This window comes from Dermatophilaceae bacterium Sec6.4, from assembly GCA_039636865.1.
Classification (GTDB): Bacteria; Actinomycetota; Actinomycetes; order Actinomycetales; family Dermatophilaceae; genus Allobranchiibius.
The window spans coordinates 2,458,722-2,475,060 of record CP144172.1; the positions used below are offsets into that span (position 1 = coordinate 2,458,722).

14 protein-coding genes are annotated in these 16,339 nt (G+C 65.7%); 7 read left to right on the plus strand and 7 right to left on the minus strand.

The genetic code is table 11. From position 1 onward, the window contains the following. Positions 1 to 39 precede the first annotated feature (39 nt). Both V3G39_11725 and V3G39_11730 read right to left on the minus strand, forming a co-directional pair. Positions 40 to 1,023 (minus strand): tRNA (adenine-N1)-methyltransferase, encoded by a 984-nt coding sequence (locus V3G39_11725; GenBank protein ID XAS75333.1) that lies wholly within the window; start codon positions 1,021 to 1,023, stop codon positions 40 to 42. 26 nt (positions 1,024 to 1,049) lie between these two features. Continuing rightward, a complete protein-coding gene (locus V3G39_11730; protein XAS75334.1) occupies positions 1,050 to 2,015 on the minus strand; it encodes a LysR family transcriptional regulator in 966 nt (321 codons plus the stop codon). 81 nt (positions 2,016 to 2,096) lie between these two features. Between V3G39_11730 and V3G39_11735 the strand changes: the two genes are divergently transcribed. The 5 genes from V3G39_11735 (at position 2,097) to V3G39_11755 (ending at position 6,282) form a co-directional block, all read left to right on the plus strand. Next, the gene (locus V3G39_11735) at positions 2,097 to 2,885 is read left to right on the plus strand and encodes an amino acid ABC transporter ATP-binding protein (GenBank protein XAS75335.1); all 789 of its coding nucleotides are present in this window, start codon (positions 2,097 to 2,099) and stop codon (positions 2,883 to 2,885) included. A gap of 59 nt (positions 2,886 to 2,944) precedes the next feature. Next, positions 2,945 to 3,907, plus strand: coding sequence for a glutamate ABC transporter substrate-binding protein (locus tag V3G39_11740; GenBank protein ID XAS75336.1), 963 nt, complete (start codon positions 2,945 to 2,947; stop codon positions 3,905 to 3,907). 27 nt (positions 3,908 to 3,934) lie between these two features. Next, on the plus strand, positions 3,935 to 4,576 hold the full coding sequence (locus V3G39_11745) for an amino acid ABC transporter permease (GenBank protein ID XAS75337.1): 642 nt from the start codon (positions 3,935 to 3,937) through the stop codon (positions 4,574 to 4,576). Continuing rightward, positions 4,573 to 5,439: an amino acid ABC transporter permease gene (locus V3G39_11750; GenBank protein ID XAS75338.1), complete on the plus strand. Its 867-nt coding sequence runs from the start codon at positions 4,573 to 4,575 to the stop codon at positions 5,437 to 5,439. Before V3G39_11745 ends, V3G39_11750 begins: the two co-directional genes overlap by 4 nt. 69 nt (positions 5,440 to 5,508) lie before the next feature. After that, complete coding sequence (locus V3G39_11755) at positions 5,509 to 6,282, plus strand: class II glutamine amidotransferase (protein XAS75339.1); 774 nt, start codon at positions 5,509 to 5,511, stop codon at positions 6,280 to 6,282. Here V3G39_11755 and V3G39_11760 read toward each other — a convergent pair. Next, the gene (locus V3G39_11760; protein XAS75340.1) at positions 6,279 to 7,415 is read right to left on the minus strand and encodes a site-2 protease family protein; all 1,137 of its coding nucleotides are present in this window, start codon (positions 7,413 to 7,415) and stop codon (positions 6,279 to 6,281) included. The genes V3G39_11755 and V3G39_11760 overlap by 4 nt on opposite strands. A 56-nt stretch (positions 7,416 to 7,471) precedes the next feature. Here V3G39_11760 and V3G39_11765 point away from each other — a divergent pair, with 56 nt between their 5' ends. Further along, on the plus strand, positions 7,472 to 8,362 hold the full coding sequence (locus V3G39_11765; protein XAS75341.1) for a PD-(D/E)XK nuclease family protein: 891 nt from the start codon (positions 7,472 to 7,474) through the stop codon (positions 8,360 to 8,362). Positions 8,363 to 8,375: 13 nt separating this feature from the next. On the opposite strand, the gene V3G39_11770 is transcribed toward V3G39_11765, so the two are convergent. Then, positions 8,376 to 9,032, minus strand: a complete 657-nt coding sequence (locus tag V3G39_11770) for an HAD family phosphatase (GenBank protein ID XAS75342.1) — start codon at positions 9,030 to 9,032, stop codon at positions 8,376 to 8,378. A 3-nt stretch (positions 9,033 to 9,035) separates the two neighbouring features. Continuing rightward, entirely contained in the window at positions 9,036 to 12,710 is a 3,675-nt protein-coding gene (gene metH / locus V3G39_11775) for a methionine synthase (GenBank protein XAS78226.1), read from the minus strand. A gap of 263 nt (positions 12,711 to 12,973) precedes the next feature. Here metH and V3G39_11780 point away from each other — a divergent pair, with 263 nt between their 5' ends. Further along, positions 12,974 to 13,822 (plus strand): PAC2 family protein, encoded by an 849-nt coding sequence (locus tag V3G39_11780; GenBank protein XAS75343.1) that lies wholly within the window; start codon positions 12,974 to 12,976, stop codon positions 13,820 to 13,822. Positions 13,823 to 13,874: 52 nt separating this feature from the next. Here the strand turns inward: V3G39_11780 and V3G39_11785 are convergent, their stop codons facing one another. Together V3G39_11785 and V3G39_11790 are read right to left on the minus strand one after the other, a co-directional pair. Then, complete coding sequence (locus V3G39_11785) at positions 13,875 to 14,756, minus strand: hypothetical protein (protein XAS75344.1); 882 nt, start codon at positions 14,754 to 14,756, stop codon at positions 13,875 to 13,877. Between the two features lie 26 nt (positions 14,757 to 14,782). Further along, entirely contained in the window at positions 14,783 to 16,294 is a 1,512-nt protein-coding gene (locus V3G39_11790; GenBank protein ID XAS75345.1) for a long-chain fatty acid--CoA ligase, read from the minus strand. Positions 16,295 to 16,339 lie beyond the last annotated feature (45 nt).

Here is a 16,339-nt window from a genome sequence, read left to right on the forward strand (position 1 = left end):
GCTTCGTGAATGATCTGACCCGACCCTAACCCGAGGTGTTCACTCCTGTGCTGGCGGCTCCGCAACGGTGCGCCGTACCTTGCGGATCTTCTTTTCCGACAACGGTCGCTCGCCGAGGTCCTCTGCGTCCCAGATCAGTGCCGGATCGCCCTCGAACGTGCCCTTGGAAGGCCTCCGTTTGCGCAGCGGGGGTGTCACGCCGGGCGCGAGCCGGCGGGTCGTGATGAGGAATCCGGTGTGCCCGTGCATCCGATGTTCCGGGCGGACGGCGAGTCCTTCCAGGTGCCAACCGCGCACCATCGACTCCCAGGCCTGCGGCTCGGTGAAGCCGCCGTGGTCACGAGATGTCTCAGCGACCCGGGACAGCTGCGTGGCCGTGGCGACATAACAGATCAGCACCCCGCCCGGCGCGAGTGCGTCCGCCACGACATCCAGGCATTCCCAGGGCGCCAACATGTCCAGCACCACCCGGTCGACCGAGCCGGGCTCCTCGTGCTCGGGCAGCGACTCGACGAGGTCACCCACCGTTACTTTCCATGCCGGGTGGTCGCCACCGAAAAATGCGCGTGCGTTTCCGCGGGCGATGTCGGCGAACTCGGCCCGGCGTTCGAAGGAGTGCAGGTGACCCGTGTCCCCCACCGCCCGCAGCAACGACATGCTGAGCGCGCCCGAGCCCACGCCGGCCTCCACGACGCGGGCGCCGGGGAAGATGTCGGCCATTGCAACGACCTGCCCCGCGTCCTTCGGGTAGACAACGGCGGCGCCGCGCGGCATCGACATCACGTAGTCCGACAAGAGCGGACGCAGTGCGAGGTACTGCACCGCTGCGGTATTGGTGATGGTGCAGCCGTCCGGGCTGCCGATCAGGTCATCGTGCAGCAGATGCCCCCGGTGGGTGTGGAACTGCTTGCCCGCACCGAGGGTGATGGTGTGCATCCGTCCCTTGGCATCGGTCAGCTGGATGCGCTCACCGTCAGTGAACGGCCCGCGCCTGGCGTCGGCTCCGGTGGCATGTGCGGTCATGGGCGGTGAGTCTATGTCTGTTCAGGTCACCCGTTCCCTGCGCTGCCGCCACCTGTACTGCCGCGGGTGGAGCGACTGGTGAGATTCAACGTCTTCGGCGCCTGCCGCAGGGCCTCGATCACAGCTCGGACTGCGGGCACCCGTTCCTGATCGGGCCAGAAATCGATCGACAGGCGACGTTGTGGCCAGCCGACCAGTGTGCGGGCCACCAGTGCGTGGTGGCGGTGGGCGCGGACCGCCAGCTCCGGCAGCAGCGTCAAGCCCAGGCCGGCAGCCGCGAACGACTGCATCGCAACGTAGTCGTCGGCGACAATCTGGATATGCGGATCGACCCCGGTGGGTGCGTACAGGGCCTGCAGCAGCCGGGCGAAGCGCTGCGATCCCAGCAGCCACCGTGCGTCCGGTAGCTCAGCAACATCCAGCAACTGTCGCCCGGCACCGGGATGATCGCGCGGCATCAGGAGCGAGATCGGCTCGGTCATCACGTCGAGATGCCGGAGCCCGTCAATCTGCCCCGGGCTGGGCACGTCGTCCCCGTCACCGAACCGGTACGTCAACGCGAGGTCGGCTTCTCCGGACCGGACAATCTCGTAGGCACGGGGTTGCTCCGCTGTCGCTACGCGGACCTCGATCTGCGGATGCTCCTGTCGCAGTTGGGCCAGCGCTGTTGCCACGATGGTGGCGTTCCCGCTGGGGAATGCGACCAACCGCACCAACCCCACCCCCTCCCCGACGGCGGCAGCGATGCGCCGTTCCATCGCGCGCAGCTCCTCCAGAGCCGGCTGCGCGAACTCCAGCACCATTTCTCCGAGAGCTGTCAGCTGCATCGAGCGGCCCATCCGTACGGTCACGGGGGCTCCCAGCGACCGCTCCAGGCGTCGGATCTGGTAGGTGACGCCGGGTTGAGTCATCTGCAGGGCGCGCGCAGCCGCAGAGTAGGAGCCCGTCCGCGCGACAAGGCTCAGCAACTCCAGGGACGTTGCGTCGATCATCAGCAACTATAAGCATTACTTTGAAGCAGTCTGAAACATTGATTATTGTTCTTGAGGTCGTCGCAGCTTAGCGTCGGGTACATGGTCGATTCCGGGCAGGCATCCCACCCCTCACCGGGCGCGAAAACCGTTGGTGCGCCGCTGGTGCAGGTGCAGTCCGTGGGCAAGATGTTCGGCGACTTCACCGCGCTGGACGATGTCTCGTTGGACGTGGCCGCCGGTGAGGTCGTCGTGGTCCTGGGCGCCTCCGGCTCCGGTAAATCAACGCTGTGTCGATGCATCAACCGGTTGGAATCCACCACGACGGGCTCGATCCGTATCGACGATCAGCTCCTGCCTCAGGAGGGACGAGACCTCGCAAAGCTGCGCTCCGAGGTCGGCATGGTCTTTCAGTCGTTCAACCTCTTTGCGCACAAGACCGCGCTGCAGAACATCACGATGGGCCCGGTCAACGTGCTGAAAACAAGTAAGTCCGATGCGACCAAGCAGGCGATGGACCTGCTGGAGCGTGTCGGGCTCACCGACAAGGCCGGCCGCTATCCGGCCGAGCTGTCCGGCGGGCAGCAGCAACGCGTTGCGATCGCCCGGGCGCTGGCGATGCGGCCGAAGCTGATGCTCTTCGACGAACCGACCTCAGCCCTGGACCCGGAAATGATCAAAGAAGTGCTCGACGTCATGGTGGCCCTTGCCGCCGAGGGAATGACCATGATCGTGGTCACCCACGAAATGGGTTTTGCCCGTCAGGCCGCCGACCGCGTCGTCTTCATGGACGCCGGTCACATCCTGGAGATTGCCCCACCGCAGGAGTTCTTCGACCACCCACGCACCGAACGCGCCAAGGATTTCCTGTCCAAAATCCTGGCGCACTGAAGTCAACCCTCAGCCCTTTTCACGCCCTTAGCCCTCTTCACACCCTTCAGGGAGCCATCATGAACATCTCAGATCGCCACATCGTCAGCCGCCGGACCCTCGTGTCCGGAGTGGGCATCGGCTCGATCGCCACCCTGCTCGCCGCATGTGGCGGTAGCAGCGGCGGCAAGAGCAGCGCCGCGGGAGGATCAGGCAGCGCCTACGACAAGATCATCGCCGGCGGACCCGTCGCGAGCGCGGCCGCTATTGCCGCGAGCCCCTGGGCAGCGGCTGTCAAGAAGAACGGAGTTCTACGCGTCGGTGCGACCGAGACGAGCCCGTTGTTCTCGATGAAGAGCCTGTCCACCGGTGAACTCACCGGCTTCGACGCCGGCCTGTCCCAGCTGCTGGCGCGCTACATCACCGGCAAGTCCGCCCCCAAGGACCTGACCAAGGTGACGGTGGTCAGCGTGGATACCCGGGAGAGCCTGCTACAGAACGGCACGGTCGACGCCGTGTTCGCGACCTACTCCATCACTCCCGCCCGCGCCAAGAAGGTCGCCTTCGCAGGGCCGTATTACGAGTCGGGCGACGCCATCATGGTCAAGGCCGACAACAACGACATCAAAACCGTGGCCGACCTCGCCGGGAAGACGGTCGTGACCGAATCCGGGTCCACCGCTGCGCTCGACATCAAGAAGCGGGTGCCGACCGCCAAGCTCCTGCTGCTTCAGCAGGACGCGGAGTGTGTAGCGGCTCTGCAGCAGGGTCGCGCAGACGCCTACGTGCTCGACCAGGGCATCCTGATCAGTGACGCGAGCACGAACAAGAAGGTCAAGGTGGTAGGCCAGCCCTTCACCAAGGAGCCCTACGGCATCGGGCTGCCGCTGAAGGACCCGAGCGCAAAGAAGTTCGTCGATGCGTTCCTGCAGGAGATCTACAAGAACGGGGACTGGGCGAAGCTGTGGAAGGCCACTATCGGCACCGTGGTCAGCGGCGCCGCCCCCGCAACGCCCACCCTCGGATCCGTCACCGGCGCCTGAGCCGCGCGGTCGGTTCACAGGCCTGCCATGGACGTCATCACCTCGAACCTGCACAGCATCGGAGTAGGCCTCGGAATCACGGCCCTGCTGACCGTGATCGGTTTCGGCGGAGCAATGGTCATCGGATCCTTCGTGGCCATGTGCCGGGTATCACCGATCCCGCCGTTGCGCGCCGCCGGAACCCTCTACGTGGAGTTCTTCCGTAACATCCCGCTGCTGTCGCTGCTGATCCTCTTTGCGTTCGGGTTACCTGACCTCGGGCTCACCATCTCGTTGTTCTGGTGCGCTGCGCTCGGGTTGATGTTGGCGGCCGGCGCGTTCGTCTGCGAGTCGATCCGGGCCGGTGTCAACGCCATCCCACTCGGGCAGGCCGAAGCAGCCCGAGCCATCGGGTTGACCTTCACCCAGTCGCTGCGGCTGGTGATCCTGCCTCAGGCGCTGCGCACGATGATCGCGCCCCTGGTCAACTCCTTCATCGGAGTCGCACTCGGCTCCTCGCTCGCCTCGGCTGTCGGCGTGTCCGATCTCACCAACAGGACCGAGTTCATCATGTTGCAGAACGCCGAGCCGGCCATCTTCATCGCCGCCGGAGTGCTCTACATGGTGATCTCGTTCGGCGGCTCCGGAGTCGGCGCGACACTGGAACGCAAATTGAGGATCGGCCGATGAGTAAGGCGAACGTCCTCTTCGACGAACCCGGGCCGCAAGGTCGCCGGCGCATCGTGGTGGCGACCGTGGGTGTGCTCGCGGTGGCTGCGGCGGTCGTCGCCGCAGCGGTCTGGCAGTTCGGGCGCAGTGGTCAACTCGCAGCCGGACAGTGGAGTCCCTTCACCCAGGGATACATCGTGAACGTCATCTGGCAGGGCATGGAGGGCACGCTTCGGGCGACCGTCGTCGCCGTGTTGATCTCCTTCCCGCTCGGTGCCCTCGTGGGTTTGATGCGCGTTTCGGTCTTCACCCCGGTACGTGTCGTCGCGCGGATCTATGTGGAATTCTTCCGCTCGATCCCGCTGCTGCTGCTGATCTACTTCTTCCTGCTCGTGCTGCCGTTCTGGAGCGTCAATCTGCCGATCTTCTGGAAACTGGTCGCTCCGATCATCCTGACGAACGTCGCAATCCTGGCGGAGGTCTTCCGCGCCGGCATCGGGGCATTGGATCGGGGTCAGTTCGAGGCAGCAGAGGCAGTGGGCATGCGTCGCACCCAGATGATGCGACTGGTGGTGCTACCCCAGGTCATTCGCCTGCTGGTGCCGGCGCTGGTCAACGGACTGATCACCGTCCTGAAAGACACCACGCTGGGGTACGTCGTGTCCTACCCGGAATTGATGAGGACCGCCCAGAACATCACCGCAAGCCTGCACCTGCTCATCCAGACCTACCTGATCGCCGCGCTGATCTACGTCGTGGTGAATGCGCTGCTGTCGCAACTCGCCCACTACCTGGAGCGGCGTCTGAGCCACAGCCGCCGATCGGGGCGTTCTGCCGGTGCGGTCGGCAACGCCGAAGAAAAGATCGCCGTCGCGATGCGCTGAGCACCTCCTCGTACCCGGCTGTATCCCACCGTGTTGCATCCTGTCGTCCTGCCCGAAAGAGGCCTATCCATGTGTCGTCTACTCGCTGTCATCACACCCAAAGACCAGGAACTGTCCCAAACCCTGGGGACCTCCCTGCAGTCCTTCAGGTCGCTCTCACAGGTCCACTGCGACGGGTGGGGGCTGGCGTACTGGGATTCCCACAATGAACTCGTGTGTCACAAGCGCCCCGAATCAGCGCTGCACAGTGCCAATTTCGACGAGGCGGTGAACGGCGCTCATACGGACGCTGCGCTGCTGCACATCCGCAAGGCATCGCCGCAGATGTCGAATGAGGTGGCCAACACCCACCCGTTCGTCTCGGGCAGCGTTGCATTCGCCCACAACGGCTGGCTCTACCCGCAACAGCCGCTGGAGGATCTCGCTCACGCAGTGCACGCTCCGGCCCCCATGGGCGACACCGACAGCGAACTCTTCTTCGACCTGATCCTGGCCCATCTGCGAAACAGTGAACCCGTGGCGGCGCTGCACGCCGCCATCGACTCGATCCGCCAGTCGCAGGTCGACTACCTGTCGTTGAACTGCATGTTGCTGACCGATGACTCGCTCTACGCCGTCGAATGCTGGGACCCGGCAGCCGTCGAGCGAAAGGGCGACCCGGTGGACACCTTCGCACTTCGATACCTGGTGCAGGACGATCAGGCGCTGGTGGCCTCATCCGGGTGGGACCATGACCAGTCCGGCTGGAACACGCTCGGCAACGGCCACGTGTTGCAACTGCACCGCGGCGACCTACGGAGCACGATCCACCGCGACCTGCTGCAGGACGGTCACCAGGGCTAGCCCTTCCCCGATGCTGCCTGCAAGGCATTTCCGAGGTCTGCGGTGCGTACGACGCCCAGCAGCGGCCCGCCCCGCTGGCTGACCAGTAGGTGTTCGGGCTGTTGCGGCGACGACTGCACGGCTGCGATCAGTTCGGTGCAGTCGTCGTCGACCGATCCGATGCTGATCGACCACCCCGGCGGCTGGCGGCGTGCGACTGCGTCGACCGGCACGGCAGCACCGGGCCGACCGGGCACCACCGAGCGGTCTGCTGCCGACGCCAGACCCCACGCCACCCCGTCTGCACCGACGACGACCACGTCGCCGTCACCCTGCAGCCGCGACAGAGCAGTGCCCGACGGCACGGACGTCACGCGGCGCAGCAGCTGGCGCACCGTCACCTTGGCGATCACGTCCGAGGAGGTCGCACGGGAGATCGCGTTGGTCGCGCCCGCCCAGAGGAAACCGGCGATCAGCAACGCCCACAGAAGGGTGAACAGGTCCGGTCGACCGCCCCGCAGCAGGCCCTGCCCGGCCCCACCGACCACGACCAACACGGCCAGCACGCGACCGGTCCATCCTGCGACGCGCAGCCCTGAGGACCGCGAGCCGGTGATGCGCCAGACCAGCGAGTCCAGCAGGAAACCGCCGTCCAGCGGCAGCCCCGGCAGCAAGTTGAAGATGGCGACGAAGCTGTTCGTCCAGATGAACACCAGCACCAGCAGACCGGTCACTCCCCCGTCGGTGGCCTGCAGCAGGAGATATCCCAGCCCCGCCAGGATGCCGTTGCTGAGCGGGCCTGCGGCGGCCACCAGCGCGCTGGACAGGGGTGTGGTGTCGGCTGTGTTGTAGGACGTGTGCCCACCCCACAGGTCCGCAACGATCCGGTGCACCTGGTAGCCGCGCCACTGCCCCACCACCGCATGCGAGGCCTCGTGCACGACGACGGAGAAGAGCAGCAGGAGGGCGTATCCGACCGCGACCAACTTGGCTTCGAGCGCGCTGAGCTGCGGCAGCGCATCCTGGACCTGCGGGCCGAACAGGAAAATGATCAGGACGGCGATGATCGGCCAACTGCGCCCCAGGTAGATCGGGGTCCCACGGACCTGACCGATCTGCCACCCGGGACCGGGACCTTCGGGGCTGCGCGGCATGAGGAGAGGTTAACCGCCGTGCGCCCGGTGTCGGTGGTGCGCCCTACAGTCACCCCATGGCGCGACCTCATGCATCGTCCGCGGAATCCGGCTCTGTACCGGGTGTCCGTCGGGCGGCGCTGTCCCCCAGCCGAGCTTCGGACTTCATGCAGTGTCCGCTGCTGTACCGCTACCGCACGATCGACAAACTGCCCGAGCCGCCCAGCCCGGCGGCCGCCCGCGGAACGCTCGTGCACTCCGTGCTCGAGCGGTTGTTCGACGTGTCGGCGCCCGAGCGCACCATCGAACATGCCCGCACCCTGATCCGGCCACAGTGGGATGCTCTGGTCGCGGACGAGCCGGAGCTGGCAACTCTCGTCGCAGCGGGTCCGGACGGAATGCAGCAGTGGATCGACGACGCAGCCGCCCTGGTCGGGCGGTGGTTCACGCTGGAGGACCCGACGCGGTTGGAGCCGGCCGAACGTGAGCTCTACGTGGAGGCACAGGTCGACGGGCTGACCCTGCGCGGGTACGTGGACCGGTTGGATGTAGCGCCGACCGGTGAGGTGCGCGTCGTGGACTACAAGACCGGCCGCTCACCCTCACAGCTGTTCGAGGCGAAAGCCCTGTTCCAGATGAAGTTCTACGCCCTGGTGATCTGGCGAACACGTGGCGTGGTGCCGCGCATGCTGCAGCTGGTCTACCTCGGAAATTCCGAGATCGTCCGCTACGAACCGGAAGAACGCGACCTCGTGGCGACCGAGCGCAAGGTGCAGGCCCTGTGGGCGGCCATCGAGCGGGCCGCGGCCGACGGCGACTGGCGACCCAGTCCCTCGCGGCTGTGCGACTGGTGCAGCTTCCGCGACATATGTCCCGCCCATGGCGGTACCGCGCCACCATTGCCGGAGCACGCTCGTGAACTGGCCGTCGATCCCGTGCGCTCAGGTGCTGTCGCCGACCCTGAATGACCCACCGCGATGCTCAGCTGGGAGCAAACAACCGCAGCAGATCATCGGGGCCCAGACCGGCCAACGACGCAATCTGCACCGCGTCAGGTAGGTCGGGCAGCGCGACGATGTGCGGCACCCCGATGGTTCGGACCCCGGCAGCTACCGCTGATCGGACACCCGGTGGTGAGTCCTCGATGGCAACACAGTCCGCTGGGTCGACACCGAGCGCACGGCACGCCGCGAGGTAGGGCTCCGGCGACGGTTTGCCTTCGCTCACGGCTTCGCCGGTGATCACGGCGGAGAAGGTGCCCTCCGGCAGCGCATCCACCAGCACCTGAGCAAAAGACCGGTACGACATCGTCACCAACGCGTTGGGCACGCCCGCCTCGCGGCAGCTGAGCAACAGCTCCTGCGCACCGGGTCGCCAGGGGACGTGCACCTTCATGGCAGCAACCACCGAGCTCAGCAACACCTGCACGATGTCGGCTGCCGGCAGTGTCACCGGGGAATTGGCCCGGATGATCTGCGCCGACACGATCAGCTCGTTGCCCACGCACTCATGGGCCAGCTCCTGCGTCCAGGTACCGCCGTAGGACTGCACCAGGGCATGCTCGGCGTCGATCCAGTAGGGCTCGGTATCCACGATCGTGCCATCCATGTCCCACAGCACGGCTTGGGGTAGCGACACGTATCAGCTCTCTGGGTCGTAACCGAGGTTGGGAGACAACCACTTCTCCGCGACCTGCATCGACCAGCCCTTGCGCTCGGCGTAGTCAGTCACCTGGTCCTGACCGACACGACCGACCACGAAGTACTGACTGGCCGGATGCGAGAAGTACAACCCGCTCACCGAGGCCCCGGGCCACATCGCCATCGACTCGGTCAACTCCATACCGGTCTCCTGCTCGACGTTCAGCAGCTCCCAGATGGTGGCTTTCTCAGTGTGATCCGGACAGGCCGGGTACCCCGGGGCGGGGCGGATTCCGACATACTTCTCGCCGATCAACTCCAGGTTGTCCAGCTTCTCATCGGGTGCGTACCCCCACAGTTCATGGCGCACGATCTTGTGCAGGCACTCGGCGAAGGCTTCGGCGAGACGGTCGGCCAGCGACTCCAGCAGAATCGCGCTGTAGTCGTCCAGGTCGTCCTTGAACTTCATGATGTGTTCCTGGGCGCCCAGGCCGGCGGTCACCGCGAAACCGCCGACATAGTCGCGTAGACCGGTGTCCTTCGGCGCGACATAGTCGGCCAGCGACCTGTTCGGGACACCGGGGCGGTGGTCGCCCTGCTGACGCAGGTGGTGCAGTTTGAGCCGGATATCGCTGCGGTCCTCGCCGGTGTAGAGCTCGACGTCGTCACCCACTGCGGCGGCCGGGAAGAAACCGGCAACGCCGTTGGCCGTGAGCCACTTCTCCTCGATGACGGTGTCCAGCATCGCCTGGGCGTCGTCCCACAACTTGCGGGCAACGTCGCCGGTCGCGGGATTGTTGAGAATGTCGGGGAAACGACCCTTCATCTCCCACGCATTGAAGAACGGCTGCCAGTCGATGTACTCCCGCAATGTTCCCAACGGAAACTCGGCGAACGTCTTTGTCCACGCAGTGGGCCCGTCCACCTCGTCCTGGTCGCTCAGAAAGTGCGGGCGCGGCGGGACGTAGTCGGACCAGTCGACCGGACTACGACGCTCGCGGGCCGTGTCGTAGCCGATCAATTTGCGATCGGTGCGCTTCGCGGCATGGCGGGCGCGCAACGAGGTGTAGTCGGCGTCCACGTCGGCGAGCAGCTTTCCCCGACGCTCGTCGGACAACAGGGCAGCCACGGTGGGCACCGAACGCGAGGCGTCCTTGACCCACACCACGGGACCGGAGTACTTCGGGTCGATCTTGACGGCAGTGTGCGCGCGCGAGGTGGTGGCGCCACCGATCAGGAGGGGGATATCGAGGCCGAGGCGCTCCATCTCCTCGGCGAAACCGACCATTTCATCCAGCGACGGCGTGATCAGCCCGGACAGCCCGATCACATCGGCGTTCTCGGCTTTCGCGGCATCCAGGATCTTCCGTGCCGGCACCATCACACCGAGGTCGACGACGTCGTAGTTGTTGCACTGCAGCACGACTCCGACGATGTTCTTGCCGATGTCGTGCACGTCGCCCTTGACCGTCGCCATCACGATCTTGCCCTTGGTGCGTGCGGCATCCCCTGGCTTCCGCTCCGCCTCGATGAACGGGATGAGGTGTGCCACTGCTTTCTTCATCACCCGGGCCGACTTCACCACCTGAGGCAGGAACATCTTGCCCGCACCGAACAGGTCGCCGACGACGCCCATTCCGTCCATCAGCGGACCCTCGATGACGTCCAGGGGCCGGCCGCCGCTCTCGACCAGCTCCAGCCGCAGCTGCTCGGTGTCGTCCACCACGTGCTCGTCGATGCCCTTGACCAACGCGTGGGTGATCCGTTCGCGCAACGGCAATGAGCGCCATTCCTGCTGCTGGGCGGGGGTCTGCGGGCCGGTCGCGTTGTGCCGTTCGGCGATTTCCAGCAGCCGCTCGGCCGCATCCGGGCGACGGTTCAATACGACGTCCTCGATGCGCTCGCGCAATTCAGGGTCGATCTGGTCGTAGACGACCAGTGCGCCTGCGTTCACGATTCCCATCGTCATGCCGGCCTTGATGGCGTGGTAGAGGAAGACCGCGTGGATCGACTCCCGCACCGGGTTGTTGCCCCGGAAGGAGAACGAGACGTTGGAGACGCCGCCGGAGATACCCGCGTACGGCAGGTTCGCCCTGATCCACCGCGTCGCCTCGATGTAGTCGACGCCGTAGTTCGAGTGCTCCTCGATACCGGTGGCCAGCGCGAAGGCATTGGGGTCGAAGATGATGTCCTCGGCCGGGAAGCCCACCTCGTCCACCAGGATCCGGTACGCCGTCTGGCAGATGTCCTTGCGGCGCTGAAGATTGTCGGCCTGGCCGTCTTCGTCGAACGCCATGACCACAATCGCCGCACCGTATTTACGACACAGCCGGGCGCGTTCCTTGAACGCCTCGACTCCTTCTTTCATCGAGATGGAGTTGACGATCGATTTGCCCTGGATGCAACGCAGCCCGGCCTCGATGACCTCCCACTTGGAGGAATCGACCATCACCGGCACCCGGCAGATATCGGGCTCGGAGGCGATCAGCTTCGCGAAGCGGTCCATCGCCTCGACACCGTCGATCATCCCCTCGTCCATGTTGATGTCGATGACCTGGGCGCCCGCTTCGACCTGTTGGCGTGCCACCGCGAGCGCTGCGGTGTAGTCACCCGCCTTGATCAGTTTGCGGAAGCGCGCGGATCCGGTGATGTTGGTGCGCTCTCCAACGTTCACGAACAACGAGTCGGGCAGCACCGTCATCGGCTCGAGACCGGACAGCCGCAGGGCCGGCGGGATGCTCGGGACCACCCTGGGTGAGTGGTGAGCGGCCCGTTCCGCAATTGCGGTGATGTGCTCCGGCGTCGTGCCGCAGCATCCGCCGAGGATATTGACCAGGCCGTCGGCCGCGAACGACCCGACGATGTCGCCCATGTGGTCGGGCTCTTCGTCGTATTCGCCGAAAGCATTGGGTAGCCCTGCGTTGGGGTAGCAGGAGATGAAGCAGTCCGCGATGTTGGACAGTTCCTGCACGTACTGCCGCATCTCGGCGGCTCCGAGCGCGCAGTTGAGGCCGACCGCGAGCGGCTTGGCGTGCCGCACGCTGTTCCAGAAGGCCTCGGTGACCTGACCGGTCAGGGTCCGGCCCGAAGCATCGGTGATGGTGCCGGAAATGATGACGGGCCACCGGCGTTCGCGCTGCTCGAAGAGCGTCTCCACGGCGAAGATGGCAGCCTTCGCGTTCAGGGTGTCGAAGATGGTCTCGATCAGCAGGAGGTCCGCGCCGCCGTCGACCAGTCCGTTGGCCTGCTCGAGATAGGCCTCCACCAGCTCCTCGAATGTCACGTTGCGTTTGCTCGGGTCGTTGACATCCGGGGAGATGGACGCGGTGCGCCCGGTCGGGCCCAACGCACCGGCGACATACCGAGGGCGCTGCGGATCCTGCTCGGTGGCAATGTCACACGCCTCGCGGGCCAATCGCGCCGAGGCGACATTGAATTCGTAGGCGAGGTCCTGCATGCCGTAGTCGGACAGCGAGATGCGCTGGGAGTTGAAGGTGTTGGTCTCGATGAAGTCGGCGCCACCCGCCAGATACTCCGCGTGAATCGAGCCGATCAGCTCCGGCTGGGTCAGCGACAGCAGGTCGTTGTTGCCCTTGAGGTCACTGTCCCAGTCCGCAAATCGTTCGCCGCGGTACTCCGCCTCGCCCAGTCGATGTCGCTGGATCATGGTGCCCATGGCGCCGTCCAGGATGAGAATCCGAGAGCTGAGCAACGTACGCAACTGCTGGGTGCAGTCCGGTTGCAGGGCGGGTGTGGGCCTGGGGCCCGTGGAGCGGCTGCTCACTGATGGTGTCCCTTCATCGGTATGACACGTTGATTCTACGAGGGCTGCACACCTCGTATACACCTCGCCCGCAGGGCGAGCCCTGCAGAGTCAATAGGCTGGTGCCTTGCGCGTGCAGTCGCCGCGCCGCACACCAGCAGGCTGGGAGGTCGTCCGTGATCGAGTTCGAGGACATTCCCTTGCTGCGGGATCCGATCATGATCGCCGCATTCGAGGGTTGGAACGATGCCGGCGAGACGGCGAGTTCGACGTTGGCCCACCTGATCTCGATGTGGGATGCACAACCGTTGTGCGCGATGGATCCTGAGCTCTACTACGACTTCCAGGTCAACCGACCACAGGTCTCCGGAACCGGCGCGGACCGGATGCTCACCTGGCCGACGACCAAGGTCTTCCTGGCGCGCGACACCCCCCTGGAACGCGATGTGCTTCTGGTCCAGGGCATTGAACCGTCGATGCGCTGGCTGGGGTACACCCGCGAGCTGATGGGACTGGCGGCCGAAGTCGATGTGGCCATGATCGTGACGTTGGGAGGGCTGCTTGCCGACGTGCCGCACACTCGACCGATACCGGTGACCGTGACCTCCGATGATGAGCAGTCCCAACTGCGGTACGACGTGGAGGCGAGCAAGTACGAGGGTCCGTCGGGCATCGTCGGCGTGCTGGCCGAAGCAGCCCGTTCGGCGGGCGTGCCTCAGCTGTCCTGTTGGGCGGCAGTTCCGCACTATGCCGGTGGAAGCCCGTCCCCCAAGGCGACACTGGCGTTGCTGGCCAGGCTGGAGGAGCTGCTCGACACCCTGATCGGACACGCCGACCTGCCGGATCTGGCCCGGGCGTGGGAGCACGGGGTGGATGAACTGGCCGCTTCGGACGACGAGGTCGCGGATTACGTGCACTCGCTGGAGGAGGCGCAGGACACCACCGAGCTGCCCGAGGCGAGTGGGGACGCCATCGCGCGAGAATTTCAGCGCTACCTGCGCCGACGCGACGACCAGGACGAATAGTTCGCAGACCAGAGCAGCAACAGTACGGCGCAGCGTAGAACTTCGCGGGGGATCAGACGTCGGTTCGGCTGCGCCAATCCTGCAGTCGCACCGAGTCGCCGCGTACCCGCGCCGCTCTGCGGTCGTCCAGTACGGCGTTCAGCAGGATCCCGGCGACGATCACGCCACTGACGGTGAGCACCCAGACCGAGAGCACGAAGGTGCTACCCACCAGGCCGTAGTCCTTCACCTGTTCGGTGATCTGACCGGGGATCCAGATCTCGGAGCCGATCGAGACGAGCACGGCGCCCCCGGCGATCAGTAACGACCCTGGAGCCAGCTTGGACCAGGGCACCCGCCGTAACAGCAGGGACCACTGTGTCCACCAGTAGAACCCGCCCATCGCGATCCCGAGCGTGACCGACTCGAGGGCGACTTCGGCAACGCCGTTGACCGGCCAGTTGCGGGTGTGCCCGCTGAGCCACATCGCCGCCGCGAGAAACGGCACCAGCGACACGACCCATACCAGTCGCATCCACCACCACCGCTGCCACGGCATCCTGGGGCGGTCCCAGGCGATTTCCAGGATGCGCTGGGTGGTTCCGGCGACCCCAACTGTGAAGGCGATCGCCAGGACGAGCCCGATGACCAGCTGCCCCCACCCAGGATCGGCGGTCGGCTCCAGCAGGGCCCGTACGTCTTTTCGGCCCTCCGCGTTCAGACCCAGTGCGTCGCTGATCAGACCGAACGCCGACCCCTGGTGGAACCGCCGCAACAGTGCTGAGGTCGCGATCAGCAGCGGCACCACGCAGAGCAGTTGCTGGGCGGCGAGCGCGAGCGTGTAATTGCCCAGGTCCAGGGTCTGGGAACGTCGCAGCGTGTGGCCAGGAAGGGTCGCTGACCACCGCGCATCCAGTGCGCTCAGCACTTCGGACACTCGACGTCTTCTGGTCACCTGCCCGATTCTCCCTCGTCCGGGTGTCAGCTGTCCGCGCCGGCCTGCCTGCGAAGCTCCCGGCGCAGAATTTTCATCGACGGTCCGAGCGGCAGATCTTCCCGGACATGAACCGTGCGGGGATATTTGTACCGCGCGAGATGTTCTCGGGCAAACAGCTGAATATCGTCTGCCGTGCTGACCGAGCCGGCAATCAGCGTCACGAACGCGACGATCTCCTCACCGTACTCGGCGTCGGGCACGCCGACGACGGCTGCCATCTGTACGTCAGGATGGGTCACCAGGACTTCTTCGACCTCGCGGGGGTAGATGTTGAACCCGCCACGGATGATCAGGTCCTTCTTGCGGTCCACGATCGACAGAAAACCGTCCGCGTCCTTCACCCCGATGTCTCCGGTGCGGAACCAGCCGTCCTGGATGGCCGCAGCAGTGGCTTCGGGATCATCGAGGTAGCCCTCGAAAACGCAGTGTCCGCGCACCACGACCTCACCGCGTTCGCCCACCGGGATCAGTTCGACCCGGTCCTCGATCGCGCTGTCGGCAATCTCCACTTCCACTCCCCAGGACGGGTGACCGACGGTGCCCGGCCGCACGCCGTAGACCTGCTGGTTCGACGTGGCGCCGGGTGAGGTCTCCGACAGCCCGTAACCCTCGGTGATCTGCGCCCCGAATGTTGCTTCGACCTGCTCTAGCACCGCTACCGGCAGGGCAGCTCCACCGGAGGCGACCCGCTTCATCAGCGGGATACCCGGTGCACCGGGTCGGGCGGCCGCCTGCAGCAACTGCACGAACATCGTGGGCACCCCGGCGAACACAGTGACCCCTTCGTCATTGAAGCTGCGCAGACAGGCAGCCGCATCGAACCGTGGCATCAGGACCATCGTCGCGCCGACCCGCAGCGGGGTGTTCATCGACGCCTGCTGACCGAAGATGTGGAACAACGGCAGACATCCCATGACCACGTCCTGGGAGTTTGCCGGGGTGTCGGAGTCATAGGCCATGTTCAGCACCGTCATGATCAGATTCAGGTGGGAGAGCATCACCGCCTTGGGCCGGCCCGTGGTGCCACTGGTGAAGATCAGCACGGCGATGTCGTCGGGCGCCCGGGTGACGTAGGTGGGTAGCGGGTCAGGGTACGTTGCCAGCTCGCTCACCAGGATCGCGCTGGCGCCGCCCTGCTGCGCAATGGCCGCAGCCAGTTGTCCCACGGACTCATGGAACAGCACGAGGTCGGCGCCCGACCTTCGGACCATCTCGCCGCCCTCTGCGGGGGTCAGCAGCGGCGAGATCATTACCGCGGTCGCACCGGCCGCGATGACCCCGTAGTAGCCACTGACGAACTCGATGACGTTCGGCGCGAACAGCGCGACCCGCGACCCCGGACCGACACCGCGCTCGGCGAGGGCGCCGGCCACCCGCAGACTGCTGTCCCACAGCTGCGCATACGTCACCCGCCGCTCGCCCTGGACGATCGCCACCTTGTCAGGGCGGCGCTTGGCCGAGTCGGACAGGATGCTCGCCACGGACAGTGTCGGCATGAGATCTCCCTTGTTCCAGCCGGACGACCACGCTGCCGCCCGGCT